Raw genomic sequence first — 26986 nt, 5'->3', positions numbered from 1 at the left:
GTGCCGGTGGCGCGCGCGGCGGGTACGCCGGTCGTCCTGGCGGTGCCGGTGGCGGTGCGCCCGGTGGCGCTCCCGGTGGCGGCGGCGGTTTCGCCGGTCGTCCCGGTGGCGGCGGCGGTCGTCCCGGTGGTGCCGGTCGCGGCAGCACGCAGGGTGCCTTCGGTCGCGCGGGCGGTCGTCCCGTCCGTGGCCGCAAGTCGAAGCGTGCGAAGCGTCAAGAGTTCGAGCAGATGCAGGCCCCCTCGCTGGGTGGCGTGCAGGTTCCTCGCGGCAACGGCAAGACCGTCGTCCGCCTGCGCCACGGCTCGTCGCTCAACGACTTCGCCGACAAGATCGACGCCAACCCGGCCGCGCTGGTCACCGTGCTCTTCCACCTCGGTGAGATGGCCACGGCGACCCAGTCGCTGGACGAGGACACGTTCGGCACGCTGGCCGAGGAGCTCGGCTACCGCATCGAGATGGTGTCGGCCGAGGAGGAGGACCGCGAGCTGCTCGGGGCCTTCGACATCGACCTGGACGCCGAGCTCGAGGCCGAGGGCGACGACGACCTGACGGCGCGGCCCCCGGTCGTCACCGTCATGGGTCACGTCGACCACGGAAAGACCAAGCTCCTCGACGCCATCCGTCAGACGGATGTGGTGGCCGGCGAAGCCGGTGGGATCACCCAGCACATCGGTGCCTACCAGGTGCACACCACGCACGAGGGCATCGACCGTGCCGTCACGTTCATCGACACCCCGGGCCACGAGGCGTTCACCGCCATGCGTGCCCGTGGTGCGCAGGTGACCGACATCGCGATCCTCGTGGTCGCGGCCGACGACGGCGTGATGCCCCAGACCATCGAGGCGCTCAACCACGCCCAGGCGGCCGGTGTGCCGATCGTGGTCGCGGTCAACAAGGTGGACAAGGAGGGGGCCAACCCCGCCAAGGTCCGCCAGCAGCTCACCGAGTACAACCTGGTGGCCGAGGAGTACGGCGGCGACACGATGTTCGTCGACGTCTCCGCGAAGTCGAACACCGGCATCGACCAGCTGCTCGAGGCGGTCCTCCTCACGGCGGACGCTGCCCTCGACCTGCGGGCCAACGCCGACAAGGACGCCCGAGGCGTCGCCATCGAGGCGAACCTCGACAAGGGACGCGGTGCCGTGGCAACCGTCCTGGTCCAGTCGGGCACGCTCCAGGTCGGCGACTCGATCGTCGCCGGCACGGCCTACGGCCGCGTCCGCGCGATGTTCGACGAGCACGGCGAGCCGGTCCTCGAGGCCGGGCCGTCGCGTCCGGTCCAGGTGCTCGGCCTGACCTCGGTGCCCCGCGCCGGCGACACGTTCATCGTGGCCCCGGACGACCGCACCGCGCGTCAGATCGGCGAGAAGCGCGAGGCGGCCGAGCGTGCCGCCCTCCTGGCCAAGCGTCGCAAGCGCATCAGCCTCGAGGACTTCACGCAGGCGCTCCAGCAGGGCAAGGTCGAGACCCTCAACCTGGTCCTCAAGGGCGACGTGTCCGGTGCCGTCGAGGCGCTCGAGGACGCGCTGCTCAAGATCGACGTCGGCGACGAGGTCGACCTGCGCGTCATCCACCGCGGCGTGGGTGCCATCACGCAGAACGACGTCAACCTGGCGACCGTCGACTCGGCGATCATCATCGGCTTCAACGTCAAGTACGCGGAGCGCGTCGAGGAGCTGGCGGACCGCGAGGGCGTCGACGTGCGCTTCTACTCGGTCATCTACCAGGCGATCGACGACGTCGAGGCTGCTCTCAAGGGCATGCTCAAGCCCGAGTACGAAGAGGTGCAGCTCGGTTCCGCCGAGGTGCGCGAGGTCTTCCGGTCGTCGAAGTTCGGCAACATCGCCGGGTCGATCGTCCGGTCAGGCCTCATCCGACGGAACACGAAGGCGCGCGTCACGCGTGGCGGCAAGATCGTCGGCGACAACCTGACGATCGAGTCGCTCAAGCGGTTCAAGGACGACGCCACCGAGGTCCGCGAGGGCTTCGAGTGCGGTATCGGCCTCGGCTCGTTCAACGACGTCGAGATCGGCGACACGATCGAGACCTGGGAGATGCGCGAGAAGCCTCGCGCCTGACCTCAGTGATCACCAACCGCAGGGCGGGCGAGAAACCTCGCCCGCCCTGCGGTCTCTCACCTAGACGAAAAGGAGCGATCCGATGGCGGACACCGCCCGCGCCCGCAAGCTCAGCGAGCGCATCCAGCAGGTCGTCGCGCAGATGCTCGACACCCGCATCAAGGACCCGCGCCTGGGCTTCGTGACGGTCACCGACGTGCGCGTCACGGGTGACCTCCAGCACGCCGACGTCTTCTACACGGTGCTCGGCGACGACGCCGCGCGCACCGACACCGCCGCCGCGCTCGAGAGCGCGAAGGGCATCATCCGGTCCGAGGTGGGCAAGCAGACCGGGATCCGGCTGACCCCGTCGCTCGACTTCCACCTCGACGCGCTGCCCGACACGTCGGCCCAGCTGGACGCGGCGCTGCTCGAGGCCGCCCGGCGGGACCGCGAGGTCGCCGCGCTGGCCGCGCAGGCCAGCTTCGCCGGTGACGCGGACCCGTACAAGAAGGCGGACGACGAGGACGCCCAGGACTGACCGCCGACGCAGGACGGCGCCCCCGGAAGGATCCGGGGGCGCCCTCGTGCGTTCAGGCCTGGACGCGTCCGGTGTCTCGCGGCATCCAGATCAGGACCACGAGCGCACCCACCGCCACGACGAGCGCGGCGACCATCGCGGCGGGCTGCAGGCCGGCGACGTAGCCATCGGGCGTGAGAGTTCCGTCCGACGCCGTGAAGACGGCCACCAGCGCGGCGACGCCGAGCGCGCCCCCGATCTCCCGGATCGTCGAGTTCACGGAGCTCGCGGTGCCGTGGTCGTCGGGAGCCATGTCGAACAGCACGGCCGTGGCGCTCGGCGCGAACGTGAGTCCCATGCCGATGCCGGCCAGCGCCAGGCCGGGCACCAGGTCCGCGTAGGTGAGGGTGTCCGAGGTGACGATGAACCCCTGCCACGCCAGACCCGCGGCCTGCAGGGCGAGGCCCGCCGTGAGCAGCGGGCGGACCCCGAGCCGGGGTGCCAGCATGCCGGCGATGGGGGCGAAGATCATGGGCGCGGCGGTCCACGGGAGCGTGCGGATGCCGGCCTGCAGCGGCGTGTAGCCCATGCCGATCTGCAGGTACTGGGCGAGCAGGAACACGAGCCCGAACACGCCGAACGAGAACGCGAGCGCGCTGGCGTTGGCCACCGAGAACGACCGCACCCGGAACAGGCGCAGCGGCACGAGCGGGTGGTCCGTCCGCGACTCCCGGTAGAGGAACGCGGCCAGGAGCAGCACGCCGAGGACGAGGCCGCCGACCACGGTCGTGGAGCCCCACCCGTCGTCGTTGCCGCGGATGATCGCCCAGACCAGCGAGAGGATGCCGGACCCGGCCAGCACGAGGCCGGCGAGGTCGAGGCGCTGGCGCCGGCCGTACGACTCGGGCAGCGCCCAGAGCACGAGCGGGATGGCGACGAGCGCGACGGGGACGTTGATCCAGAAGATCGCCTCCCACGAGATGCCGTCGACCACGGCGCCGCCGATGACCGGTCCGAGGGCGACCCCGAGACCGGACACACCACCCCAGATCCCGATGGCCATCGCGCGGCGGGCCGCGGGGACCGCGCCGGCGAGCAGCGTCAGCGACAGCGGCATGATCGCGGCGGCGCCGGCGCCTTGCAGCGCGCGGGCGGCGATGAGCATCTCCGCGCTGGTGGACAGGGCGGACGCGATCGAGGCGACGGCGAAGAGCGTGATGCCGGCGATGAACACCCGGCGCCGACCCCACCGGTCACCCATCGTCGCCGCCGCGATCATCAACGTGGCGAAGCTCAGCGTGTAGGCGTTGACCATCCACTGCAGCTGCTCGAGCGACGCGGAGAGCTCCGTGCGCAGGACGGGGAGCGCGGTGGTCATGACGAGGTTGTCGAGCGTCGCCATGAACATGGGCAGCGACGCGGCGATCAGCGCGATCGCGGTGCCGCGCCGACGTGGCGTCGACAGCGGTCCCGGAGCGGCCGCCCGGGGTGGTGCCGGGGTCGTGATGGTCACGAGGACTCCCTACCGGTGCTTGTTGGCATTGATTGATTACTAACAAGGACGACCGTAGGCATCGACTGATAACATGTCAACCATGTCTCTCGACCAGACCACGGAGCTCACGGCGACGAAGCCGGTTCGGCGCATGACCGGTGTGCAGCGGCGCGAGGAGATCCTCCTGGCGGCCCGCACGGTGTTCGCGGAGCGCGGCTACGCGGCGAGCACGGACGAGGTCGCCCGTGCCGCGGGTGTCTCCCAGCCCTACGTCGTCCGCCTCTTCGGCACCAAGCGCGAGCTGTTCCTCGAGGCGTACAAGCAGGCCAGCGCCGAGATCATCGCCGCGCTCTCGAGCGTTCCCGCAGGTCCGGAGGCCGGGATGCTCATGGGCGACGCGTACGTCGGGCTGCTCGCCGACCGGAACCTCCTGCGGCTGACGATGCACGGCTTCATCGCCGGCGCGGACGACGAGGTCGGGCGGGTCGCGCGGCACACGCTCGGCGAGGCGTTCCGGCTGTTCCAGGAGCGGTCGGGCGCCGATGAGAACGCGGCCCGCGCTTTCGTCGCGCAGGGGATGCTCATCAACGTGCTGCTCGCGGTCGACGCGCCCGCGCACCGCGCCGAGGACGCCGGCCTGGACGCCCTCGTGCAGTGCGTGCAGGACGGCATCGCCGAGCGGCGCACCGCGTGAACCGGACGCACCCGCCGGGGGAGCGTCGGCCCACGGCCGCGGACGGCGTCGTCGTCGTCGACAAGCCCGCCGACTGGACCAGCCACGACGTCGTGGCGCGCATGCGCCGTCTGGCGAGCACCCGCAAGGTGGGCCACGCGGGAACCCTCGACCCGATGGCGACGGGCGTGCTGGTCATCGGCATCGGCCGCGCGACGCGACTGCTCACGTACATCGTGGGGGCGGACAAGGAGTACACGGCGACGATCCGGCTCGGGGTCTCGACGACGACCGACGACGCCGAGGGGGAGCCCTTGGTGGTGACGGACGCCTCCGCCGTGACTCGTCCGGACGTCGAGGCGGGAGTCGCGGCGCTGACCGGCGCGATCCAGCAGGTGCCCAGCGCGGTGTCGGCGATCAAGGTCGACGGACAGCGCGCCTACGCCCGGGTCCGGGCCGGCGAGGACGTCGAGCTCGCCGCGCGGCCCGTCACCGTGAGCCGGTTCGACGTGCACGAGGTGCGGCCCGCGCTGACGGACGATGGTTCGCCGGTGCTCGACGTCGACGTCACCGTGGTGGTCTCGTCGGGGACCTACGTCCGCGCGCTGGCGCGCGACCTCGGCGCCGGGCTCGGCGTCGGCGGCCACCTCACGGCGCTGCGCCGCACCCGGGTGGGCGGCTATGGGCTGGACGTCGCACGGTCGCTCGACGACCTGGGCGCGCTGCCGATGGACGCACCGATCGACGTCGTGCCGCTCGCGGACGCGGCCCGGGCGACGTTCCCGGTGCGCGAGCTCAGCGACGACGAGGCGCGGGCGTTGTCCTACGGCCAGTCGATCGGGGTCGTCGGCGAGCACGCCGGGTCCACCGTCGCGGGCATCCGCCCCGACGGTGAGCTGGTCGCGCTGCTCGAGGAGCGCGGCGGGAAGGTCCGCCCGGCGCTGGTGTTCGCGCCCGCCTGAGACCCCGATGCGGGCGCGGGGTGCCCGGGGTGGCAGTCTTGTCGGTCGAGCCCGGATCCACGACCGGGCCGGACGACGAGGAGCAGGTGTGCAGGTCTGGAGGGAGCTGTCCGACGTGCCCGCGGACTTCGGTCCGTCGGTGGTGACGATCGGCAACTTCGACGGGGTCCATCGCGGCCACGTCGGCGTGCTGCAGCGCATGTGCGCCGATGCCCGGACGGCGGGCGCGCAGGCCGTGGCGGTGACGTTCAGCCCGCACCCGCAGCAGGTGCACCGGCCGGACACCGCTCCGCCTCTGCTCACGGGTGACGCCGACCGGCTCGAGCTGCTGGAGCAGACCGGCCTCGACGCCGTGCTGCTGCTCGAGTACACGCTCGAGTTCGCGCGGCAGACGCCCGCGGAGTTCGTCCAGCGGTACCTGGTGGACGTGCTGCACGCGCGGACCGTCGTGGTCGGCCGCGACGTGCGGTTCGGCGTCAACAACTCCGGCGACCTCTCGACGATGGTCGACCTCGGCCGCGAGCACGGCTTCGACGTCGAGGTGATCGAGGACGTGGCGCCCGCGGCCGCCGCGGACCCGGGCAGCGCCGAGGATCGTGCGGCGGACCCGCTGCGGCGACGCTGGTCCTCGACGTGGGTGCGCGAGCTGCTCGATGCCGGCGACGTCGTGCAGGCCGCGCGCGTGCTCGGCCGGCCGCACCGCGTGCGGGGCGTCGTGGTGCACGGGGACGCGCGCGGCCGYGACCTGGGCTTCCCGACCGCGAACCTCGGTCAGGAGTCGCAGGGCATGGTGCCCGCCGACGGCGTCTACGCGGGATGGCTGCGCCGGGTGCGGCAGGCGGACGGCTCGCCTGTCGAGGCCACCGATCCCGACCGCGTCCTGCCGGCGGCCGTGTCGATCGGCACGAACCCGACCTTCGACGGCGTCCAGCGCCGGGTCGAGGCCTACGTGCTCGATCGCACGGACCTCGACCTCTACGACCAGGAGGTCGTGCTCGAGCTGGTCGAGCGGCTGCGTCCGACGCTGCGTTTCGACTCCGTCGACGAGCTGCTGGTGCGGATGCACGAGGACGTCGACCGGGTGCGTCAGATCCTCGACGGCGCCGAGGTCACACGGCCCGGTGCGGGGAGCGGTCCCGCAGCCTGATAGTCTGTGTGCGCCGTCTGAACGGCCGCGGAACGAGAGAGCCCGGGTGGACAAGCCCCGGAGCACCGCGCAACGAGACAACCTGGAGAACCGTGCCGCTCGAAAGTGCCGTCAAGCAGTCCATCATGACCGAACACGCCACCCACGAGGGTGACACCGGTTCCCCCGAGGTCCAGATCGCGATGCTCACGCAGCGCATCAAGGACCTCACGGAGCACCTCAAGACCCACAAGCACGACCACCACAGCCGCCGCGGTCTGCTGCTGCTCGTCGGCAAGCGTCGTCGCCTGCTGGGTTACCTCCAGAAGATCGACATCAACCGCTACCGCGTCCTGATCGAGAAGCTCGGTCTGCGCCGATAACGCCGTGCACCAGCCCGGACCCGCTCAAGGGTCCGGGCTGGTGTGGCGTAACGGCCACGAAGCTCCATCCAGCACCACCCGCACGAACAGCACCACCACACCGCGTCGGTCCGCTCGGTCCGGTCCTCGGTAGTGGCTTCCGGAAGCTCCGCAAGGAGAGGTCCGGTGGCCTCGATCGAAGATCGCTCGCGGACGGCCGGCGCCTTCACCAAAGAGGAGGGCACCCGTGGAGGGTCCCGAGATCCAGTTCGCTGAGGCACTGATCGACAACGGTCGCTTCGGCACCCGCACCGTCCGCTTCGAGACCGGCCGCATCGCCAAGCAGGCCGCCGGTGCCGCTGTCGCCTACCTCGACGGCGAGACGACGCTGCTCGCCGCCACGACGGCAGGCAAGCACCCGAAGGAGCAGTTCGACTTCTTCCCGCTGACGATCGACGTCGAGGAGCGGTCGTACGCGGCCGGCAAGATCCCCGGCTCGTTCTTCCGCCGTGAGGGTCGCCCGTCCACCGAGGCCATCCTCGCGTGCCGCCTGATCGACCGCCCGCTGCGCCCCCTGTTCGTCAAGGGCCTGCGCAACGAGGTTCAGGTCGTCATCACCGTGCTGTCGATCCACCCGGACGACTCCTACGACACGCTGGCCATCAACGCGGCGTCCATCTCGACGCAGCTGTCGGGCCTGCCGTTCTCCGGCCCCGTCGCCGGTGTGCGCATCGCGCTCATCGACAACCAGTGGGTCGCGTTCCCGCGGTACTCCGAGCGCGAGCGCGCCACGTTCGACATGGTCGTGGCCGGCCGCGTCGTGGGCGACGACGTCGCGATCGCCATGATCGAGGCCGAGGCGCCCGAGAAGTCCTGGAACCTCATCAAGTTCGAGGGTGGCACCGCCCCCACGGAGGAGATCGTGTCCCAGGGCATCGAGGCGGCGAAGCCGTTCATCAAGGTGCTCGTCCAGGCCCAGCAGGAGCTGGCGTCGAAGGCCGCCAAGGAGACCCAGGCGTTCCCGACGTTCCCGGACTACCAGGACGACGCGTACGCGGCCGTCGAGGGTGCCTCGACGCAGTCGCTGAGCGACGCGCTGGGCATCGCCGACAAGCAGACCCGCGAGAACCGCCTCGACGAGATCAAGGCCGAGGTCGTCGCGCAGCTCTCCGAGCAGTTCGAGGGTCGCGAGAAGGAGCTCTCCGCCGCGTACCGCTCGGTGCAGAAGAAGCTCATCCGCCAGCGCATCCTCACGGACGGCTTCCGCATCGACGGCCGCGGCCTGCGGGACATCCGCACGCTCTCGGCCGAGGTCGAGGTCCTGCCCCGCGTGCACGGTTCGGCGATCTTCGAGCGCGGCGAGACCCAGATCCTGGGTGTCACCACGCTGAACATGCTGCGCATGGAGCAGCAGCTCGACACGCTCTCCCCGGAGACGCGCAAGCGCTACATGCACAACTACAACTTCCCGCCCTACTCCACGGGTGAGACGGGTCGCGTCGGTTCGCCGAAGCGTCGCGAGATCGGCCACGGGGCGCTCGCCGAGCGCGCGCTCATGCCGGTTCTGCCCAGCCGCGAGGAGTTCCCGTACGCCATCCGCCAGGTCTCCGAGGCGCTGAGCTCCAACGGCTCGACGTCCATGGGCTCGGTCTGCGCGTCCACCCTGTCGCTGCTCAACGCCGGTGTGCCGCTGCGCGCGCCGGTCGCCGGCATCGCGATGGGCCTCGTGTCCGACACGGTGAACGGTGAGACCCGCTACGCGGCGCTCACGGACATCCTCGGCGCCGAGGACGCCTTCGGTGACATGGACTTCAAGGTCGCCGGTACCCGCGAGTTCGTCACGGCCATCCAGCTCGACACCAAGCTCGAGGGCATCCCCGCCTCGGTGCTGGCCGGCGCGCTGACGCAGGCCAAGGAGGCTCGCCTGGCGATCCTCGACGTCATCGCCGAGGCGATCGACGTGCCCGACGAGATGAGCCCGTTCGCTCCCCGCGTCATCACGGTGAAGGTCCCCGTCGACAAGATCGGCGAGGTCATCGGGCCGAAGGGCAAGATGATCAACCAGATCCAGGAGGAGACCGGCGCCGACATCTCGATCGAGGACGACGGCACGGTCTACATCGGCGCCACCGACGGTCCGTCGGCGGAGGCCGCGCGTGCGGCGATCAACGCGATCGCCAACCCGCACATGCCCGAGATCGGGGAGCGCTTCGTCGGCACGGTCGTCAAGACCACGACGTTCGGCGCGTTCATCTCGCTCTCCCCGGGCAAGGACGGTCTGCTGCACATCTCGCAGATCCGCAAGCTCGTCGGTGGTCGTCGCGTCGAGAACGTCGAGGACGTCCTGGCCGTCGGCCAGAAGGTCCAGGTCGAGATCGGCGAGATCGACCCGCGCGGCAAGCTGTCGCTGCACGCAGTGATCGACGAGGGCACGGCTGGCGACGAGGAGCAGGCCGCTCCCGCCGAGGGCACGGCCGAGCCGGTCGACGCCTGACGATGCCGCTGGACCTTCCGCTCGTCCGCCCGGGTCAGCCCGGGGCCGAGCAGTCCGTCGGGCAGGACGGCGACGCGATCGTGCGTCGTTCCGTCCTGCCCGGCGGGGTCCGCGTGCTCACGGAGCACATGCCGGGCCTGCGCTCGGCGACCGTGGGCGCGTGGGTGGGCGTGGGCTCGCGCGACGAGTCCGACGGCCACCACGGCTCGACGCACTTCCTCGAGCACCTGCTGTTCAAGGGCACCGCGCGCCGCACCGCGATGGACATCGCGGAGGCGTTCGACGCCGTCGGTGGAGAGGCCAACGCCGCCACCGGCAAGGAGCACACCTGCTACTACGCCCGGGTGCTCGACACGGACCTCCCGATGGCGGTCGACGTCATCGCGGACATGGTCACCTCCGCGCGCCTGGACACCGACGAGCTCGAGACCGAGCGCGGCGTGATCCTCGAAGAGCTCGCGATGAACGACGACGACCCGAGCGACGTCGTCCACGAGCAGTTCGCCGCCGCTGTGCTGGGCGCTCACGCGCTCGGCCGGCCGATCGGCGGCACCCCCGACACCATCCGCGCGGTGCCGCGCGACGCGGTGTGGGAGCACTACCGCGAGCACTACCGACCCTCGACGCTGGTCGTCACGGCCGCCGGCGGCGTCGACCACGACGTGCTCTGCGCGCAGGTCAGCGAGGCGCTCACCACCGGTGGCTGGGCGCTCGACGCCGGCGCGGAGCCGCGCAGCCGCCGGATCCCGACGGACGTCGCGGTGCAGGCGGGCGAGGGCGGCATCCCGGCGAAGGGTGTCGAGCTGACCATCCGCCGGCACACCGAGCAGGCGAACGTCATCATCGGCGGCACCTCGTTGACCGCGACCGACCCGAGGCGGTTCACGCTCTCGGTGCTCAACGCGGTCCTGGGCGGCGGCATGTCCTCGCGCCTGTTCCAGGAGATCCGCGAGCGCCGCGGCCTGGCGTACTCCACGTACTCGTTCGCGTCCGGGCACGCCGACACGGGCGTCTTCGGGCTCTACGCGGGCTGCACGCCCGGCAAGGTCGACGAGGTCGTCGCGCTCATGGTCGCCGAGTGGGAGCGCATGGCCGACGCGCCGATCACGCAGGCCGAGCTCCAGCGGTCCATGGGCCAGCTGGCCGGCGGGCTGGTGCTCGGCATGGAGGACTCCGGGTCGCGCATGAGCCGCCTGGGCAAGTCCGAGCTGGTGCACGGCTCGCTGCTCAGCATCGACGAGTCGCTGGACCTCATCCGCGCGGTCACCGTGCAGGACGTGCAGGACCTGGCCGCCGAGCTGGCGTCACGCCCGCGCTCGGTCGTCCGCGTCGGACCGTTCGGCGACTGACCGCCCCCACGCGCGCCCGACGCGCGCGATGATGGGGCATGGCCCTCGACCAGGTCGTCTACCGGCGCTACGCGCCCCCGCCGAGCGCGCTCGGGATCGTCGAGCACCTCTGGGTGGTGCACGTGCCCGAGGGCGTCGTCGAGCGCGAGGTGCTGCTGCCCGACGGGCACGGTCTGGTGACGGTCGCGGTGGGCACCCCCGGTGAGCACGTCGACCCCCTGAGCCTCTCGCGCGCACCCGACGGCAGCGGCGTCCGGGGTCTCGCGGAGCGGGCGTTCGTCCGTGAGCAGCGAGGTCCCTCGGTCCGGCTCGGGGCGCAGCTCGACCCGGTGGCGCTGGCGCGGATGGGCGTCCGGGCGCCGTCCTACGACCCGATCGAGCTCGCGACGTTCCTCGGGGCACACGTCGAGCAGGAGTGCGCGGCGGCGTTGGGGGAGGGGCGCGACGCGGACGCGGCCGCCACCCTCGGCTCGGCGCTGGCGGTGCGGGCGGCGCCGGTCATCGTCGGGTCGACGCTCGAGGCCCTCGCGCCGGTGCTGCGCAGCGTGATCGACCAGCGCGGCCTGGTGCGGGCCTCGGACCTGGCGCGGCAGGCGGACCTCGCGGTCGGCGTGCTGTACCGGGAGGTCGTCCAGACGGTGGGGATCACCCCCGAGGCGTTCCTCGCCGCCGTCCGGTTCTCGGCGTTCGTGCGCGACGCGGTCGGGACAGGCCCGGTCCGTCCGGGCGACGCCCTCGCGGTCCTGCAGTGGTACCTGCGGGCCGGGTACCCGCCGCGGGAGGTCGAGCGCTTCACGGGGCTGAGCCACGTGGAGCTGCGCCGGCTGGAGACCGGCATCGCGGCGGCGCTCGGGGTCCCGGCCTGAGGTTAGGGTTGCTGGTCGTGAGCGAGCGCATCAGGGTGGCAGTGCTGGGTGCGGCGGGCCGCATGGGATCGACCGTCGTGGCCGCCGTCGAGGCAGCCCCCGACCTGGAGCTCGTCGCCGCGCTCGACGCCGACGCCGACCTGCGGGCGGTCGTCGACGCGGGCGCCCAGGTCGCGGTCGACTTCACGGTCCCGTCGGCCACCGAGGGCAACGTGCACGCGCTGGTCGACGGCGGGGTGCACCTGGTCGTCGGCACCACGGGCTGGACCGACGAGTCCCTGGCGCGCGTGCGCGACCACCTGGCGGACCGGCCGGGCGTCGGCGTGGTCGTGGCCCCCAACTTCGCGCTCGGCGCCGTGCTGGCCATGGCGTTCGCGGCGCGGGCCGCCCGCTGGTTCGAGTCCGTCGAGGTGATCGAGCTGCACCACCCGGACAAGGTCGACGCCCCCTCCGGCACCGCGCGGCACACAGCGTCGGCCATCGCGGCGGCGCGGGCGGCGGCCGGGCTCGGGACCGCTCCCGACGCGACGACACAGGCCCTCGACGGCGCCCGCGGGGCCGACGTCGACGGTGTCCGCGTGCACTCCGTGCGGCTGCGCGGGCTCGTCGCGCACGAGGAGATCCTGCTGGGCAACGCCGGCGAGCAGCTCACCATCCGGCACGACTCGTTCAACCGGGTGAGCTTCATGCCCGGCGTGCTGCTGGCCGTGCGCCAGGTGGGGGCGCGTCCCGGCCTCACGGTCGGGCTCGAGCACCTGCTCGACCTGGCGTGAGCGTGGCCACCTCGTCCAGCCGCGCCCGGTGGACCGCGCTGGCCGGCGCGGTCGCGCTCACCGGCCTGCTGGTCCTCTACGTCTGGGTCGTGGCCACCCGGGCCACCGCCCTGATCCGCACGGGAGAGCCCGTCGGCATCGCGTTGGGCATCGCCTTCTGGATCCTGCCGCCGCTGGTGATCTGGCTGGTCGCCCGCGAGTGGCGGCTGGCCGTGGACGTGCAGCGGATGGCCGACGAGCTGGCCGAAGCGGACGAGCTGCCCGTCGACGACCTGCCTCGCTCACCCGGTGGTCGCATCGACCGCGCGGCCGCCCGGGCGGCGTTCGAGCCGGCTCGCGAGCTGGCCGAGGCGGAACCCGACGACTGGCGGTCCTGGTACCACCTGGCGTTCGCCTACGACGCGGCGGGGGACCGGCGGCGCGCCCGCGAGTCCCTGCGCAAGGCGAGCCGCCTGCACCGCTCGTAGGGCGTCAGATCGACGCCGACCAGCGGTGCTCCGTCACCGTGCGCGTCGACCCGTCGGGCATCCGCCCCGAGATCAGCTCCCGGGCGACGTCGTCGGGACCCAGACCGGCCGACGCGAGGAACTGCGCACGCGCCGCGTCGCCGTCCAGGACCCACGTGTGGACCTGGTCGGCGCCGTCCTCGCGCAGGGTGTCGACGGCGGCCGCGAGCAGCCGCGAGCCGTGGCCGACCCGCTGGCGGGCCGGCTCGACCTCGAGCGCGAGGATCGCCCCGCCGGGCGCGTCGAACGGTCGGTCCTCGGGGGCCGGGACGGGCGCCACGGAGACCACGCCGACCACGGTCGGGCCGTCGCACGCGACGAGCACGCGGAAGCCGGCACCGGGGGGAGCGACGACAGCCGCGGCCCACTGCGCCTCGATCGCCTTCTCGTCGAGCAGGTCGAGGGCGCCGTGGCCCAGGACCTCGGCGTGCGAGACCCGCCACGCCTCGACCTGCACGCGGGCGATCGCGTGCTCGTCGCCGCGGACGGCGGGGCGGACGGAGACGTCCGCGTTGTCGGTGAACAGGGGCATCAGACCTCGACGAGTTCGGGGGTGGTCGCGGGCGCCACGGCCTTGGGCGGGTGCTTGACCGACATCTTGTCGATCCACGCTAGCGCCACCGCGGAGACGATGAACGCGAGGTGGATGACGGTCTGCCACAGCAGCACGTCGGTGCCGCTGGAGTCGATGATCGTGCGCGCCTCGATGAAGCTGCGCAGCAGGTGGATCGACGAGATGCCGATGATCGACATGGCCAGCTTCGTCTTGAGCACGTTGGCGTTCACGTGCGAGAGCCACTCGGGCTGGTCGGGGTGGCCGTCGAGCCTGATGCGGGACACGAACGTCTCGTAGCCGCCGACGATCACCATGATCAGCAGGTTCGCGATCATGACGACGTCCACGAGGCCGAGGACGCCGAGCATGATCGCCTCCTCGGAGAGGCCGCCGTGCAGGAAGACCTCCTCGGCGATGTGCCAGAGCTCGAGCATGAACTGCCAGACGTAGATCGCCTGCGCGACGATCAGGCCCAGGTACAGGGGCACCTGGAGCCAGCGCGAGAAGAAGATGAGCGAGCCGAGACGGTTGCGGTTGGTGGGAGCGGCCACGGGGTCCTCCGGAGGGTGACGGGTGCCGGGCGCGAGGGCGCGCCACGCGGCAGGGCGTTCGGACCCCCAACGGGTGGGGGCGGCGAATGGTGCCCGCTACGGCATGCCGAGCGCGCGCAGGATGGCCGCGGTGACCGCGGCGAGGAGCACGACGACGACGAACGGCGCGCGCAGGACCAGCGCGACGGCGGCCACGACGAGCGCCGGGAGCCGTGCGTCGAGCACGATCTCGTTCCCGCGCGTGGCGGCCTGGACCGCGACCAGCGCCGACAGCAGCGCGACCGTGACCAGCGCGGCGGTGCGGGCGACCCGCGGCTCCGCCAGCCAGTGCTTGGGCACCAGGTGGCCCGCCAGCTTGAGCGCGAAGCACACGGCGCTGGCGACGAGCAGGGCGACCCAGGTGACGGCGCTGCTCATACCGCGGGCTCTTTCGCGACGAACCCCACCACGATGGCCACGCCGCCGGCGAGCAGCACCGGGATCCCGGCGGGGGTGACCGGCGTGAGCGCCAGGGCGACCACGACCGCGCCGCCCGCGACGAGGCGCGCCAGACCGGTGCCGGGCCCGGTGACCCGCGGCCACACCAGGGCGAGGAACGCGGCCGCAGCGGCGGCGTCGAGCCCGTACCTGCGCGGGTCGCCCAGGCGGTCGCCGACGAGCGCGCCCGCGAGCGTGAACAGGTTCCAGAGCACGAAGACGCCGACGCCGGTCCACCAGAAGCCGAGCCTGGCGGCGTGCGGCGCCTTGTGGACGGTCGCGACCGCGGTCGACTCGTCGATGGTCAGGTGCGCGGCGAGCGGGCGGCGCCAGCCGTGGGCGTCGATCAGCGGCGCGACCTGCGGACCGTAGAGGCCGTTGCGCACGCCGAGCAGACCGGCGGTGGCGATCGCCGCGCCCGCCAGGCCGGCGGCGCCGACGACGCCGATGAACGCGAACTGCGAGCCGCCCGAGAACATGAGCAGGCTGAGCGCCATCGCCTGCGGCACGGACAGCCCCGCGGCGACGGCGAGCGCTCCGAACGAGATGCCGTAGAGCCCGGTGGCCAGCGAGACGGAGACGGCCTGCCGGATGGCGGCCCGTCCCTCGGCGTCCTGCGTCACGCGGGCAACTGTGGCACAGGGGTCGTGCGTCAGATGGCCACGTACACGCTGTCGAGATACTCCTCGATGCCGGCCTCGCCGCCCTCGCGCCCGAGTCCCGACGACTTCACGCCGCCGAACGGCGCGCTCGCGTCCGACACCAGCCCGCGGTTGATGCCGAGCATCCCGGTGTCGACGGACTCCGCCAGGCGCAGCGCCCGGGCGATGTCGCGGGTGTACGCGTAGGCGACCAGGCCGAACGGCGTGGAGTTGGCCAGCGCGACGCCCTCGTCCTCGGAGCCGAACGTCACCACGGGGGCGACCGGGCCGAACGTCTCCTCGGTGATCACGCGCAGGTCGGCGGACACACGGTCGAGCACGGTCGGTGCGTAGAAGTAGCCGGGCCGGTCGGGACGGCCGCCGCCGATGCGGACCCGCGCGCCGGCGTCGACGGCCTCCGCCACGACCTCCTCGACGCGGTCGACCGCCGACGCCTCGATCAGCGGACCGACCGTCGTCCCCTCGTCCGCCCCGTGCCCCACGACGAGCTTGTCGAACGCCGCGGTCAGCCCGGCGGTGAACTCCTCGGCCACCGACGCGTGCACCAGGAAGCGGTTGGCGGCGACACAGGTCTGCCCCGCGTTKCGCATCTTCGCCTGCACCGCGCCCTGCACGGCGGCGGGGATGTCGGCGTCCTCGAAGACCAGGAACGGGGCGTTCCCGCCGAGCTCCATCGAGGTGCGCAGGATGTTGTCGGCCGACGCCTTGAGCAGCGCGGCGCCCACCTCGGTCGAGCCGGTGAACGACAGCTTGCGCAGCCGCGGGTCCGCCAGGAGCGGGCCCGAGATCGTGCGCGCCGAGGCGGACGGCACCACGTTGATCACGCCGGTGGGCAGCCCGCGGCCCTCGAGCTCCTCGCGGATGATCTCCGCGACGTACGCCGTGGTCAGCGGGGTGAGCTGGGCGGGCTTGATGACGACCGTGCAGCCTGCCGCGAGCGCCGGGGCCACCTTGCGGGCGATCATCGCGATCGGGAAGTTCCACGGCGTGATGAGCAGGGCGGGGCCCACCGGGCGCCGCAGCACCAGCTGGTGGTTGGCCCCCGAGGGCGCGCGGCGGGCGAGGCCCTCGAAGCGCACGGCCTGCTCGGAGTACCAGCGGACGTAGTCGGCGCCGTAGGCGACCTCGGCGCGGGACTCGGCCAGCGGCTTGCCGCCCTCCGCCGTGACCAGGGCCGCGATGTCGTCGGTGCGCGCGGTCAGCGTCTCGTAGACGGCCCGCAGCAGCTCGGCCCGGACGCGCGGAGCCGTCGCGCGCCACTCCGGGAAGGAGTCGTGCGCCGCGGTCAGCGCGTCGAGCGCGTCCTGCTCGCCGCCGTCCGCGACGTCGAAGAGCGTCTCGGTGGTCGCGGGGTCGGCGACCTCGAACGTGCGGCCGGTGCTCGCCGGACGCCACGCCCCGCCGATGAGCACTCCCGTGGGCACGTGGGCGGCGACGGTGGGGGGCAGGGACGGCGGCGTCATACCCGGCAGTATGTCTCGCCGGGCGCGCCGACGCACGGACGGACGTGCCCGCGGCCGGGCGGTCCCGCGACCTACGATGGCGACCATGACGGACGCGCCAGTGCCTTCCCCGTACGAGGACCTCCTGCGGCTGGTCCTCGAGACCGGAACCCCGAAGGCGGACCGCACCGGGACCGGCACCCGCAGCGTGTTCGGCCACCAGATGCGGTTCGACCTGTCGGCCGGATTCCCGCTGGTCACGACGAAGCGGGTGCACCTGCGCTCGATCGTCCACGAGCTGCTCTGGTTCCTGCGCGGCGAGTCCAACATCGCCTACCTGCACGAGAACAACGTGACCATCTGGGACGAGTGGGCGAGCCCCGACGGCGAGCTCGGCCCGGTGTACGGGGTCCAGTGGCGCAGCTGGCCGACCCCCGACGGCGGCCACATCGACCAGATCACCGAGCTGCTGGCGAACCTGCGCCGGGACCCCGACTCCCGTCGGCACATCGTCTCGGCGTGGAACGTGGCCGACATCCCGTCGATGGCCCTGGCCCCCTGCCACGCGTTCTTCCAGTTCTACGTGGCCGACGGCCGGCTGAGCTGCCAGCTGTACCAGCGGTCGGCGGACCTGTTCCTCGGGGTGCCGTTCAACATCGCGTCGTACGCGCTGCTCACGCACATGGTCGCCCAGCAGGTGGGACTCGAGGTCGGTGACTTCGTGTGGACCGGCGGTGACTGCCACATCTACGACAACCACGTCGAGCAGGTGCGCGAGCAGCTGACCCGCACGCCGTACCCGGCGCCGACGCTGGTGCTGCACCAGGCGGCCTCGCTGTTCGACTACACGTTCGAGGACGTCGACATCGTCGACTACGCCTACCACCCGGCCATCAAGGCCCCGGTGGCCGTGTGAGCCTGGCGCTCATCTGGGCCCAGACGCCGGCGGGCGTCATCGGGCGCGACGGCACGCTGCCGTGGCACATCCCGGAGGACATGGCGCACTTCCGTGAGCTCACCCGCGGGCACCCCGTGATCATGGGACGGGCGACGTGGGCGTCCCTCCCGCCGCGGTTCCGCCCGCTGCCCGGCCGGGACAACATCGTGCTGACGCGCACACCCGGGCTCGAGGCGGCCGGGGCGCTGGTCGCGCACGGGATCGACGAGGCGCTGCGGCTCGTCGGGGACCGCCACGCGTGGGTCATCGGGGGCGGTCAGGTCTACGAGGCGTTCCTGCCGCTGGCCGACCGCGTCGAGATCACCGTCGTGTCGCTCGACGTCGGCGGCGACACGCGAGCTCCGGCGCTCGACGCGGGCACCTGGCGGCGCAGCGGGATCGACCGCGACGAGAGCTGGCAGATCTCCTCCGCCGGCGGGACGCGGTACCGGTTCGAGACCTACCTGCGCGCCTGACCGGCGGATCGTCCGGACGGCGAACCGCCCCGGGGCGGTACCGTGGCCCCATGCCGCGCACCTCCTCGTCTGCCCGCCCGTTCGGGACCGTGCTCACCGCGATGGTGACGCCGCTGACGGCAGACGGAGCGGTCGACATCGGCACCGCCGTGCAGCTCGCCCGGCACCTGGTCGACCACGGCAACGACGGGCTCGTGCTCAACGGCACGACGGGCGAGGCGTCCACGACGCACGCCCCCGAGAAGGCCGAGCTCGTCCAGGCGGTCGTCGAGGCCGTCGGCGAGCGCGCCTGGGTCATCGCGGGCGCGGGGTCCAACGACACCGCGCACGCCGTGCGGATGGCCGAGCAGGCGGCCGAGGCCGGCGCGCACGGCCTCCTCGTGGTCAGCCCGTACTACTCGCGCCCCTCTCAGGAGGGCGTCCGCCGGCACGTCCAGTCCGTCGCGGACGCCACCGCGCTGCCGGTCATGCTCTACGACGTCCCGGGCCGCACGGGCGTCCGGTTCGCCGCCGAGACCATCGAGGCGCTCGCGGACCACGACCGCGTCGTCGCCATGAAGGACGCCAGCGGCGACCTCTACGGCGCCGCCAAGGCCATCGCCCGCACGGGGCTGGCCTGGTACTCCGGCGACGACAGCGCGTTCCTCGCGCTGCTCGCGCACGGCGCCGTCGGGATCGTCAGCGTGTCCGGGCACGTCGCCGGCGACCAGCTCGCCGCGATCGGCCGCGCGTTCGACGCCGGTGACCACGACACCGCCCTCACCCTCTTCCGATCGATCATCCCCGCGATCGACGCACTCAACGGCGCCGGCTTCCAGGCCGTCGCCGCGAAGGCCGCGCTCCAGGTGCTGGGCGTGCTGCCCGAGCGCTCGGTGCGCCTCCCGCTCGTCCCCGCGTCCGACGACGAGCTCGCGCTGATCCGCGACGGCCTGCGGGCCGCCGGGCTGCTCGATCTCGCCGTCGGTTGACCGCACGTGATCCCACCAGGAGCCCCATGAGTCACCCGCACCCCGAGCTCACCCTGCCGCCGGCCCTCGCCGCCGGCGCCCTGCGAGTCGTCGCGCTGGGTGGTCTCGGAGAGGTCGGCCGCAACATGGCCGTCCTCGAATACGCCGGCCGCCTGCTCGTCATCGACTGCGGCGTCCTGTTCCCCGAGGACCACCAGCCCGGCGTCGACCTGATCCTGCCCGACTTCGAGTACATCAAGGACCGGCTCGACGACATCGAGGCGATCGTCCTCACGCACGGCCACGAGGACCACATCGGCGCCGTGCCGTACCTGCTGCGCCTGCGCAAGAACATCCCGCTGGTCGGCTCGAAGCTCACGCTCGCGTTCATCGAGGCCAAGCTCAAGGAGCACCGGATCCAGCCGACGACGCGTGAGGTCCGTGAGGGCCAGCGTGTGTCGTTCGGAGCGTTCGACTGCGAGTTCGTCGCGGTGAACCACTCGATCCCCGACGCCCTGGCGGTCGCCGTCCGGACCCCGGCCGGCACGGTGCTCCACACCGGTGACTTCAAGATGGACCAGCTCCCGCTCGACGGTCGCATCACCGACCTGCGCGCGTTCGCCCGTCTGGGCGAGGAGGGCGTCGACCTGTTCATGGTCGACTCCACCAACGCCGAGGTGCCCGGGTTCGTGGCGCAGGAGCGCGGCATCGGGCCGGTCCTCGACCAGGTCTTCGCCGACTCCACCAAGCGCATCATCGTCGCGTCGTTCGCCTCCCACGTGCACCGCGTGCAGCAGGTGCTCGACGCGGCGTACGCGCACGACCGCAAGGTCGCGCTCGTCGGCCGGTCCATGGTCCGCAACATGGGCATCGCGTCCGACCTCGGCTACCTCAAGGTGCCCGAGGGCGTGCTCATCGACCTCAAGCAGGTCGACTCGCTGCGCGACGACGAGATCGTGCTCATGTGCACCGGCTCGCAGGGCGAGCCCATGGCCGCGCTGTCCCGGATCGCCAACAACGACCACAAGGTCTCGGTCGGCCCCGGCGACACCGTCATCATGGCGTCGTCGCTGATCCCGGGGAACGAGAACGCCGTCTTCCGCGTGATCAACGGCCTGACCCGCCTCGGCGCGCGCGTCGTCCACTCGGGCAACGCCAAGGTGCACGTCTCCGGCCACGCCAGCGCCGGCGAGCTCCTGTACTGCTACAACATCCTCAAGCCGCGCAACGTCATGCCGGTGCACGGCGAGATCCGGCACCTCGTGGCCAACGCGGCGCTGGCCGTGCAGACCGGCGTACCGGCCGACCGGGTCGTGCTCGCCGAGGACGGCGTCGTGGTCGACCTGGTCAACGGCCGGGCGAGCATCGTCGGGGCCGTGCCCTGCGGCTACGTGTACGTCGACGGCTCGAGCGTCGGCGAGATCACCGAGGTCGAGCTCAAGGACCGCCGGATCCTCGGCGACGAGGGCTTCATCTCGATCTTCGCGGTGGTCAGCTCCGCCGACGGCAAGGTGCTCGCCGGTCCGCAGATCCACGCCCGCGGGTTCGCGGAGCAGGACGCCGTGTTCGACGACATCCTGCCGGAGCTCACCGCGGCCCTCGAGGAGTCCGCACGGAACGGGAACTCCGACGCCCACGTGCTGCAGCAGGTGATGCGTCGGGTGGTCGGCCGCTGGGTCTCCAACCGCCTGCGCCGCCGCCCGATGATCATCCCGGTGGTCGTCGAGGCCTGACCGAGCCCGCGCACGCCGCACGGCCCCGTCCTGTCCGCAGGGCGGGGCCGTGAGGCGTCGTGGGTCAGTTCGGCGTGACGCCGTCGGTCGCGAGCGTCTGCTCGACCGTCGCCGGGCCTGCTGGCTCCGACGGCACGGGTCTGTCGTCGCGCGGACGGCGCGAGGCGGCCGCCGACCCGAGCAGGATCAGGGCCGTCGCGGCGAGCACCGTGATCGTGATCGCCTCGTCGAGCACGAGGGCGCCGAGCGCCACCGCCACGACGGGGTTGAGGTACGCCACGAGCGTGGACCGCGCGGCGCCGACCTCGACGATCAGGCGGAAGAACAGGACGAACGCGAGCGCGGTGCACAGGGCGCCGAGTCCGACCAGCGCAAGCACGGCGTTCAGCGGTGGCCAGGGCTGCGGGCCCGTGGCCAGCACGAACGGGGCGTACACCAGGGCCGTGATCGCGAGGCACGTGGCGGTCAGCGGGATCGCCGGGACGTCCCGCAGCCAGCGGTCGGCGATGATCGGCGCCGTCGCGTAGCCCAGCGCCGCGAGCAGCACCTGCGCGACGGCCCACGGGTCGCCGCCCGCGGCGCCCGGACCGAGCAGCAGCGCCACGCCGCCGAGCCCGACCAGCAGCCCGATCCAGCGCACGAGTGCGACGGGCCGGTGGTCGACGAACCGGCCGAGGACGACCGCCGCGATGGGGACGGTGGCGACCAGCAGCCCGGTGGTCGAGCTGGACAGCGTCCGCTCGGCGTTGGACAGCAGGATCCACGGCAGGACGATCTCGAGCGTCGCGAACCCGAGGACGGCGCGCCAGTGCCCGCGCAGCACGCGCAGGCCCCCGCCGCGGACGGCGAACGGCAGCAGGAGCAGCGCACCCAGCGCCGTGCGGACGAAGACGACGGTCGCCGGGGTGACCTCCCCGACGGCGACCTTGATGAGCAGGTACGGGATGCCCCAGATCACGCCGACCGCGACCAGGAGGAACCAGCCGCGGCGGCTCACGTGGGATCCAGGCAGGGGAGCGACACCGTCGCCACGAGAACCATGGATCCACCGTAGGGCGCCCCACCGACACTCACGGCGACGTGCGGAACGTCGCCCGGTGCTGGCGCGGGCTCGTGCGGAACTCGCGCGCGAAGTGCTGGCGCAGCGCCGCGGACGAGCCGAACCCGGCGGCGGCCGCCACCTGCTCGACGGGCGCGTCGGTCGACTCGAGCAGCACCCTGGCGCGCACCAGGCGCTGGCGCAGGAGCCACTGCGCCGGGCTCGCACCGGTGCGCGCGCGGAAGTGGCGCGTGAACGTGCGCCGTGACTGGTGCACGCTCGCCGCCCAGGCGTCGAGGTCGAGGGGCTCGTCGAGGCGGGCGGCGGCCCAGCCCATGGCGACCTCGACGGGGTCGGCGGACGGCTCGGGGGCCACGGGTGCCGGGATGTACTGCGCCTGGCTGCCGTCGCGGTGCGGGGCGAGCACGAGGGTGCGCGCCACGTCGGCGGCGAATGCGGCGCCGTGGTCGCTGCGGACGACGTGCAGGCAGCAGTCGAGCGCGGCCGCGACGCCGGCGGAGGTGACGACGTCGCCCAGGTCGCACCACAGGACGTCCGACCGCACCGTGGCGGACGGGTGCCGCCGCGCGAGCTCCGGAGCCGCGGACCAATGGGTCGCGACGTCGCGGCCGTCGACCAGCCCGGCAGCGGCGACGACGAACGAGCCGAGGCAGAGCCCGACGACGCGCGCGCCGCGGGCATGGGCGCCGCGGATCGTCGCGAGGAGGGTGTCCGACGGCTCGAGGTCGGTGTGCCAGCTGGGGATCACCACGGTCTGCGCCTCGGCCAGGGCGTCGAGGCCGCGCGCGACGACGAGGTCGTAGCCCGCGTCGGTGCTGATCGGGCCGGGGGTCTCCGCGCAGACCGTGACGCGGTAGCGCGGGGTCGGCGCGCTGCGCGAACGGGCGGCGAAGACGGTGGACGGCACGGCCAGGTGGAACGGGCTGATCCCGGGGAAGGCGACGACGGCGACCTCGTGCATGGCCCGATCCTAGCGAACATCGTCCTGCGGGCCACTGGTCGTGCCCGCGCAGGTGGGCCGACGCTGGAGGCATGACCTCCTCGATCACCGCGACGTTCGTCGGCGGACCGACCCTGCACCTCACCTACGCGGGTCTCGCGTTCCTCACCGACCCGACGTTCGATCCGCCGGGCGAGCACTCGGGCGCCGGGATCACGCTGCACAAGCTGGTGGGACCGGCGGTCGCGCCCGAGCAGCTGGGCGCCGTCGACGTCGTCCTGCTCTCGCACGACCAGCACGCCGACAACCTGGACCGGGCGGGGCGCGCGCTGCTCGCCTCGGTGCCGACGGTCCTGTCCACACCGGACGCCGCGGCCCGCCTGGACAGCGTGCGGGGCCTCGAGCCGTGGGAGCGGGTGACCGTCGGCGCGGTGACGGTCACCGCCGTGCCCGCGCGGCACGGGCCCGAGGGGGCCGAGCCGGTGACCGGTGTCGTCACCGGCTTCGTCCTCGCCGCCGACGGGTGGCCGACGCTCTACGTGTCGGGCGACAACGCCTCGATCGACGTCGTCGACGCGATCGCCCGCCGCGTGCCGGGGATCGAGCTGGCCGTCCTGTTCGTCGGCGGGGCGGACGTCGGCCGGTTGGGTGACGAGCCGCTCACCCTCGACGCCGCCCGGGCGAGCGCCGCCGCGGACCTGCTGCCCGGCGCGCGGATCGTCCCGGTGCACCACAGCGACTGGGCGCACTTCGTCGAGCCGCTGGCGGCGGTGGAGGCGCGCTTCGAGGCCGGGGGCCGGCGCGACCGGCTGGTCGTGCTCGAGCGAGGGGTCCCGACAGAGCTCTAAGAAGGCGGCGCCTCAGGTCGGCGTCAGCCCGCGGAACTCGGCCAGCCGCTCGTGCTCGACGCCGACCGCGTCCTTGGTCCGCGCCGACCACGGCACCCACTGGTCGAGCTCGAGCGCGAGGGTGCTGCCCTTGGCGCGCGGTCGCCAGGTGCCGACGATCTCGCCGTCCGCCAGGACCGCGCCCGGGCGGCCGATGCTCTGCCAGAGCGCCTTGTGATGTGCCTTGTCGGGCACCAGGAGCTCGCGGTCGCGGCCCTGCAGGTACAGGTCGTACGGTCCGAGCAGCCGGACGACCGGCTCGTCCGGCGGGTCCTCGAGGGCAGCGCGGTCCGCGTCCAGGAGCCAGGCGGGGTGACCGTCGAGATCGATCTCAACGGCGTCGTCGGGCCACCGCTCCTTGACGTCCCGCACGGGCGAGTCGACGTACGCCGCCGCTTGCTTGTGCGTGAGCGGGCCGAGCAGGTGCAGGAGGCCGCGGACGAGGTCCAGCCGTCCGTCGTCCTGGGTCGGTGGGCGGTCCAGGACGCCCACCTGGCCCGCGGGCCAGCGCGGGATCCGCCGGAGGACCGGGGGAGAGGTGTAGGGCTCCAGCTCGAGGCCGGCGTGCAGTGCGGCGAGCCGGAACGGCATCTCGTACATGTGCGTGACGCCGCAGGCCTCGCACCACCGGAGGTACGGCACGGTCATCTCGGCGGTCATCCGCGTCGACACGGCGCCCTTGTCCCTCGGCTCGTCGACGACCCGCCGCATCGTGCGYGCCGTCTCGGCGAGGCCTTCCACCACCGTGATGTCCGCCGCCTTCAGTGACGGGGCCGCGTTGAGCACGCGCGACGCGGCGTCGGCCTCGGAGTAGGGCCGCAGGGCCTTCTCCACGGACGTCAGGTCGGCACGCCGGTACGCGTGCGGCGCTGCCCGGAGGGTCCACGCCAGCGCGAGCTCGCGGGGCCACTCGTGCGCGCGCACCGGCACGCCCCGCAGCGCGAGCGCCCACAGCGCGCCATCGGGACCGGTGTCCTGCACGCCGAGGTCGAGGATGGCGGCGTCGTCCGGTCGACGGTCCTTCCGCGTCGACCGGTCGAGCTGCTGTGCGTGCACCCGGTACCGCAGCACCTGCGTTCGGCTCACGGACATGGCTCCACGGTGGCACGAGCCTCCGACAACGGCAGGTCGGCCGCCGCCGCGCGGCTCAGAGCGCGTGCGCCGCGACCAGCGTTTCCAGCTGCCCGCGGTGTGCGTCGACGAACTCCTGCTGGAGCACGTGCCAGGCGGCCGTCGTGGCCTCGTCGTACCCCGTGGACGCGCGGCAGGTGAGGTCGGCGACCGCCAGAGCGATCTCCGCCTGCTGTACCTCCTCCGGGTCGGGGAAGGTGCCGTCGTTCGTGGCTGCGGACGCCTGCTGCTCGGCGTCGTCCGGAGAACCGACGTCGTAGCCGGCCTCGTCCATGCACGCGGACCACGGCTCGTCGGCCGCGTGCACGCGAGGGTCGTCGACACTGGCCAGCGCCCAGCCGATGAGCTCGGCGTGCAGGTCCGCGAACTCCGGGTCGTCCTGCCAGGCCCGCGCGGACTCCTCGACGTCGGCGGACGCACAGCCGGCGAGCGCGGCCTCGTATCGCTCGCGGTCCGGTCCGGACAGGCTGCGGACGAACGCGGCGTTGAGGTCCGCCGTGCTGACCGGGGAGATGCTCAGGCCGCCGTACCCCCACGCGCGCGCGAACGGCAGGGTGTCCTGCATGAGCTCGTGGTTCGGGTCGTCCGGCCAGTACATGAACCCCGCGTCGGCCACGCAAGCCCGGGTCCGCTCCTCGTTCACCCGCCTGGCGGCACTCACGTCGACCTGGTCGAGGTACGTCCACAGCGGTCCCGGAGCGGGCCGCTCGACGGGAGGGACCGCCGGTGGGACCGCCTCCGGGGCGGGTTGGCCGCAGCCCGCGACGAGCGACGTGACAGCGAGGGCGACCACGAGGGCGGTCCGGTGCGGCACGGTGCGCTCCCGTCGTCCGACGACCGGGCCCTGCGCCGGTCGCGTCCCGCCGACCCTAGCGACGGCAGGGGCGAGCTGTCCGGGGATCACGACGGCCGATCATCAGCCGCCGAGGATCGCCGGGCCCGCCGCCCGCAGCACGCGGGTGTACCGGTCGTCGGCCCCACCCGGCAGCAGGCCGTCGAGCTCCAGCTCGACCAGGCCGTGGACCAGCGCCCAGAGCCCCAGCGCCGGCTCCTGCGCCACGGCATCGTCGACGCCGAGCACGCGCGCGACGGCGTCGCGCAGCACGCCGAACGTCGCGCTGGCCGTGGCCGTGCCGCGCGTCCCGTCCTGGAGGCCGGCGCCGCGCGCGCCGAACATCACGCGGTAGAAGTGCGGGTCGTCCAGCGCGTGCTGCCGGTAGGCGAGCCCCAGGCCCAGCAGGTCGGCCGCGGGGTCGGCGGTCCGGGGGACCGCGGCGAGGCGCTCGGCGAACCGTGCGAAGGCCTCGTCGCCCACGGCCCGCACGAGGTCGTCGCGGCTGCCGAACAGCGAGTAGACGGCGGATGGCGACGTGCCCGCGCGGGCGGCGAGGTCGCGGACGGTCAGCGCGGCCGCGCCGCCCGTCGCGACGAGGGCCGACGCCTGCTCGAGCAGGCGTGCGCGCAGGGCGTCGTCGTGGACGCGGGGACGGGCCATCGGGCGAGTCTAGGGGTTGACGCACGTTTGCGAACAGCGTTCTATAACAGTGTTCGTAAACGAGGAGGAGCCATGATCGAGCTGACCGACGCCGCCCGGACCACCGCCGGGGTGGTGGCCCTCACGGTGGTCGCGATCGAGTCCGGGGGCGCGTTCCTGCTGCGGGTCGCCACCGGCAAGAACCAGGCGACCGACTTCCAGAAGGCCTTCTACCGCGCCGGCCACGCGCACGCCGGCGTGCTGGTCACGCTCGGGCTCGTCTGCCTGCTGCTGGGGGAGGCCACGTCGCTGACCGGGTTCTGGCGCTGGCTCGCGCAGACCGGCGTGCTGCTCGCGGCGATCGTCATGTCGGCCGGCTTCTTCTTCTCGGCCATGGGTCCGGGGCGTGAGCGGCCGAACCGGGCCGTCGCGCTGCTCGGCGTGGGGGCCGTGCTGCTCGCCGCCGGGGTGGTCACGCTGGGCGTCGGCCTGCTGCTCGGGTGAACGCGCGGCCGACACGCACCCGG

General features: G+C 72.9%; 28 protein-coding genes. 17 read left to right on the top strand and 11 right to left on the bottom strand.

Annotated features, from left to right (window positions below):
• Both infB and rbfA read left to right on the top strand, forming a co-directional pair.
• Window positions 1-2081, top strand: a 2081-nt coding sequence (gene infB / locus ACXJKA_RS11360; RefSeq protein ID WP_456825310.1) for a translation initiation factor IF-2, incomplete at its 5' end; no start/stop codon positions are given.
• 82 nt (window positions 2082-2163) lie between these two features.
• Entirely contained in the window at window positions 2164-2601 is a 438-nt protein-coding gene (rbfA, locus tag ACXJKA_RS11355) for a 30S ribosome-binding factor RbfA (protein ID WP_456825309.1), read from the top strand.
• Window positions 2602-2653: 52 nt separating this feature from the next.
• Here the strand turns inward: rbfA and ACXJKA_RS11350 are convergent, their stop codons facing one another.
• Entirely contained in the window at window positions 2654-4093 is a 1440-nt protein-coding gene (locus tag ACXJKA_RS11350) for an MFS transporter (RefSeq protein WP_456825308.1), read from the bottom strand.
• Between the two features lie 82 nt (window positions 4094-4175).
• Here ACXJKA_RS11350 and ACXJKA_RS11345 point away from each other — a divergent pair, with 82 nt between their 5' ends.
• The 9 genes from ACXJKA_RS11345 to ACXJKA_RS11305 all read left to right on the top strand — a co-directional run bounded on the left by ACXJKA_RS11345 (window position 4176) and on the right by ACXJKA_RS11305 (window position 13147).
• Window positions 4176-4769 (top strand): TetR/AcrR family transcriptional regulator, encoded by a 594-nt coding sequence (locus ACXJKA_RS11345; RefSeq protein WP_456825307.1) that lies wholly within the window; start codon window positions 4176-4178, stop codon window positions 4767-4769.
• The gene (truB, locus tag ACXJKA_RS11340; protein WP_456825306.1) at window positions 4766-5710 is read left to right on the top strand and encodes a tRNA pseudouridine(55) synthase TruB; all 945 of its coding nucleotides are present in this window, start codon (window positions 4766-4768) and stop codon (window positions 5708-5710) included. Before ACXJKA_RS11345 ends, truB begins: the two co-directional genes overlap by 4 nt.
• A gap of 88 nt (window positions 5711-5798) precedes the next feature.
• A complete protein-coding gene (locus ACXJKA_RS11335) occupies window positions 5799-6857 on the top strand; it encodes a bifunctional riboflavin kinase/FAD synthetase (protein ID WP_456825305.1) in 1059 nt (352 codons plus the stop codon).
• Window positions 6858-6949: 92 nt separating this feature from the next.
• Window positions 6950-7219, top strand: a complete 270-nt coding sequence (gene rpsO, locus ACXJKA_RS11330) for a 30S ribosomal protein S15 (protein ID WP_456825304.1) — start codon at window positions 6950-6952, stop codon at window positions 7217-7219.
• Window positions 7220-7445: 226 nt separating this feature from the next.
• Window positions 7446-9692, top strand: a complete 2247-nt coding sequence (locus ACXJKA_RS11325; RefSeq protein WP_456825303.1) for a polyribonucleotide nucleotidyltransferase — start codon at window positions 7446-7448, stop codon at window positions 9690-9692.
• A gap of 2 nt (window positions 9693-9694) precedes the next feature.
• Window positions 9695-11041, top strand: coding sequence for a M16 family metallopeptidase (locus tag ACXJKA_RS11320; protein ID WP_456825302.1), 1347 nt, complete (start codon window positions 9695-9697; stop codon window positions 11039-11041).
• A gap of 38 nt (window positions 11042-11079) precedes the next feature.
• Window positions 11080-11907 carry a hypothetical protein gene (locus tag ACXJKA_RS11315; protein WP_456825301.1) on the top strand — a complete coding sequence of 276 codons (828 nt, stop codon included), beginning with the start codon at window positions 11080-11082 and terminating at the stop codon, window positions 11905-11907.
• Window positions 11908-11924: 17 nt separating this feature from the next.
• A complete protein-coding gene (gene dapB / locus ACXJKA_RS11310; protein ID WP_456825300.1) occupies window positions 11925-12680 on the top strand; it encodes a 4-hydroxy-tetrahydrodipicolinate reductase in 756 nt (251 codons plus the stop codon).
• 2 nt (window positions 12681-12682) lie between these two features.
• A complete protein-coding gene (locus ACXJKA_RS11305) occupies window positions 12683-13147 on the top strand; it encodes a hypothetical protein (protein ID WP_456825312.1) in 465 nt (154 codons plus the stop codon).
• Window positions 13148-13151: 4 nt separating this feature from the next.
• Here ACXJKA_RS11305 and ACXJKA_RS11300 read toward each other — a convergent pair whose 3' ends face one another.
• The 5 genes from ACXJKA_RS11300 to ACXJKA_RS11280 form a co-directional block, all read right to left on the bottom strand.
• A complete protein-coding gene (locus ACXJKA_RS11300; protein WP_456825299.1) occupies window positions 13152-13718 on the bottom strand; it encodes an N-acetyltransferase family protein in 567 nt (188 codons plus the stop codon).
• A complete protein-coding gene (locus ACXJKA_RS11295) occupies window positions 13718-14293 on the bottom strand; it encodes a TIGR00645 family protein (protein WP_456825298.1) in 576 nt (191 codons plus the stop codon). The genes ACXJKA_RS11300 and ACXJKA_RS11295 overlap by 1 nt, the downstream gene beginning before the upstream one ends.
• Before the next feature lie 96 nt (window positions 14294-14389).
• Complete coding sequence (locus tag ACXJKA_RS11290; protein WP_456825297.1) at window positions 14390-14710, bottom strand: AzlD domain-containing protein; 321 nt, start codon at window positions 14708-14710, stop codon at window positions 14390-14392.
• Window positions 14707-15393, bottom strand: coding sequence for an AzlC family ABC transporter permease (locus ACXJKA_RS11285; protein ID WP_456825296.1), 687 nt, complete (start codon window positions 15391-15393; stop codon window positions 14707-14709). The genes ACXJKA_RS11290 and ACXJKA_RS11285 overlap by 4 nt, the downstream gene beginning before the upstream one ends.
• Before the next feature lie 29 nt (window positions 15394-15422).
• On the bottom strand, window positions 15423-16895 hold the full coding sequence (locus ACXJKA_RS11280) for an NAD-dependent succinate-semialdehyde dehydrogenase (RefSeq protein WP_456825295.1): 1473 nt from the start codon (window positions 16893-16895) through the stop codon (window positions 15423-15425).
• Window positions 16896-16980: 85 nt separating this feature from the next.
• Between ACXJKA_RS11280 and ACXJKA_RS11275 the strand changes: the two genes are divergently transcribed.
• From ACXJKA_RS11275 to ACXJKA_RS11260, 4 genes are read left to right on the top strand one after another with little or no spacing between them, the layout of a single operon-like run.
• The gene (locus ACXJKA_RS11275; RefSeq protein ID WP_456825294.1) at window positions 16981-17790 is read left to right on the top strand and encodes a thymidylate synthase; all 810 of its coding nucleotides are present in this window, start codon (window positions 16981-16983) and stop codon (window positions 17788-17790) included.
• Window positions 17787-18287, top strand: coding sequence for a dihydrofolate reductase (locus ACXJKA_RS11270; RefSeq protein WP_456825293.1), 501 nt, complete (start codon window positions 17787-17789; stop codon window positions 18285-18287). Before ACXJKA_RS11275 ends, ACXJKA_RS11270 begins: the two co-directional genes overlap by 4 nt.
• Before the next feature lie 50 nt (window positions 18288-18337).
• Complete coding sequence (dapA, locus tag ACXJKA_RS11265) at window positions 18338-19255, top strand: 4-hydroxy-tetrahydrodipicolinate synthase (protein ID WP_456825292.1); 918 nt, start codon at window positions 18338-18340, stop codon at window positions 19253-19255.
• 26 nt (window positions 19256-19281) lie between these two features.
• On the top strand, window positions 19282-20967 hold the full coding sequence (locus ACXJKA_RS11260) for a ribonuclease J (protein WP_456825291.1): 1686 nt from the start codon (window positions 19282-19284) through the stop codon (window positions 20965-20967).
• Between the two features lie 64 nt (window positions 20968-21031).
• On the opposite strand, the gene ACXJKA_RS11255 is transcribed toward ACXJKA_RS11260, so the two are convergent.
• Together ACXJKA_RS11255 and ACXJKA_RS11250 are read right to left on the bottom strand one after the other, a co-directional pair.
• Window positions 21032-21964, bottom strand: coding sequence for a DMT family transporter (locus ACXJKA_RS11255; RefSeq protein WP_456825290.1), 933 nt, complete (start codon window positions 21962-21964; stop codon window positions 21032-21034).
• 73 nt (window positions 21965-22037) lie between these two features.
• The gene (locus ACXJKA_RS11250; RefSeq protein ID WP_456825289.1) at window positions 22038-22988 is read right to left on the bottom strand and encodes a GlxA family transcriptional regulator; all 951 of its coding nucleotides are present in this window, start codon (window positions 22986-22988) and stop codon (window positions 22038-22040) included.
• Window positions 22989-23059: 71 nt separating this feature from the next.
• On the opposite strand from ACXJKA_RS11250, the gene ACXJKA_RS11245 reads away from it, so the two are divergent.
• The gene (locus ACXJKA_RS11245) at window positions 23060-23815 is read left to right on the top strand and encodes an MBL fold metallo-hydrolase (RefSeq protein WP_456825288.1); all 756 of its coding nucleotides are present in this window, start codon (window positions 23060-23062) and stop codon (window positions 23813-23815) included.
• Between the two features lie 12 nt (window positions 23816-23827).
• Here the strand turns inward: ACXJKA_RS11245 and ACXJKA_RS11240 are convergent, their stop codons facing one another.
• The 3 genes from ACXJKA_RS11240 to ACXJKA_RS11230 form a co-directional block, all read right to left on the bottom strand.
• Entirely contained in the window at window positions 23828-24946 is a 1119-nt protein-coding gene (locus ACXJKA_RS11240) for a winged helix DNA-binding domain-containing protein (RefSeq protein ID WP_456825287.1), read from the bottom strand.
• Window positions 24947-25001: 55 nt separating this feature from the next.
• Complete coding sequence (locus ACXJKA_RS11235; RefSeq protein WP_456825286.1) at window positions 25002-25799, bottom strand: hypothetical protein; 798 nt, start codon at window positions 25797-25799, stop codon at window positions 25002-25004.
• A 102-nt stretch (window positions 25800-25901) separates the two neighbouring features.
• Window positions 25902-26480, bottom strand: a complete 579-nt coding sequence (locus ACXJKA_RS11230; RefSeq protein WP_456825285.1) for a TetR/AcrR family transcriptional regulator — start codon at window positions 26478-26480, stop codon at window positions 25902-25904.
• Between the two features lie 72 nt (window positions 26481-26552).
• Here ACXJKA_RS11230 and ACXJKA_RS11225 point away from each other — a divergent pair, with 72 nt between their 5' ends.
• Window positions 26553-26963, top strand: a complete 411-nt coding sequence (locus ACXJKA_RS11225; protein ID WP_456825284.1) for a hypothetical protein — start codon at window positions 26553-26555, stop codon at window positions 26961-26963.
• Window positions 26964-26986 lie beyond the last annotated feature (23 nt).

It is taken from the genome of Cellulomonas sp. P5_E12 (genome assembly GCF_054049315.1).
The sequence above is the reverse complement of the archived record's forward strand: the minus strand, read 5'-3'. Positions and strand labels throughout refer to the sequence as shown.

Coding starts and splice junctions, on each gene's coding strand:
- ACXJKA_RS11315 (WP_456825301.1), top strand. CDS start 11,080: ATGGCCCTCGACCAGGTCGTCTACCGGCGCTACGCGCCCCCGCCGAGC.
- ACXJKA_RS11260 (WP_456825291.1), top strand. CDS start 19,282: ATGAGTCACCCGCACCCCGAGCTCACCCTGCCGCCGGCCCTCGCCGCC.
- ACXJKA_RS11290 (WP_456825297.1), bottom strand. CDS start 14,710: ATGAGCAGCGCCGTCACCTGGGTCGCCCTGCTCGTCGCCAGCGCCGTG.
- ACXJKA_RS11225 (WP_456825284.1), top strand. CDS start 26,553: ATGATCGAGCTGACCGACGCCGCCCGGACCACCGCCGGGGTGGTGGCC.
- ACXJKA_RS11245 (WP_456825288.1), top strand. CDS start 23,060: ATGACCTCCTCGATCACCGCGACGTTCGTCGGCGGACCGACCCTGCAC.
- ACXJKA_RS11300 (WP_456825299.1), bottom strand. CDS start 13,718: ATGCCCCTGTTCACCGACAACGCGGACGTCTCCGTCCGCCCCGCCGTC.
- ACXJKA_RS11230 (WP_456825285.1), bottom strand. CDS start 26,480: ATGGCCCGTCCCCGCGTCCACGACGACGCCCTGCGCGCACGCCTGCTC.
- ACXJKA_RS11345 (WP_456825307.1), top strand. CDS start 4,176: ATGTCTCTCGACCAGACCACGGAGCTCACGGCGACGAAGCCGGTTCGG.
- rbfA (WP_456825309.1), top strand. CDS start 2,164: ATGGCGGACACCGCCCGCGCCCGCAAGCTCAGCGAGCGCATCCAGCAG.
- ACXJKA_RS11275 (WP_456825294.1), top strand. CDS start 16,981: ATGACGGACGCGCCAGTGCCTTCCCCGTACGAGGACCTCCTGCGGCTG.
- ACXJKA_RS11250 (WP_456825289.1), bottom strand. CDS start 22,988: ATGCACGAGGTCGCCGTCGTCGCCTTCCCCGGGATCAGCCCGTTCCAC.
- ACXJKA_RS11320 (WP_456825302.1), top strand. CDS start 9,695: ATGCCGCTGGACCTTCCGCTCGTCCGCCCGGGTCAGCCCGGGGCCGAG.
- dapA (WP_456825292.1), top strand. CDS start 18,338: ATGCCGCGCACCTCCTCGTCTGCCCGCCCGTTCGGGACCGTGCTCACC.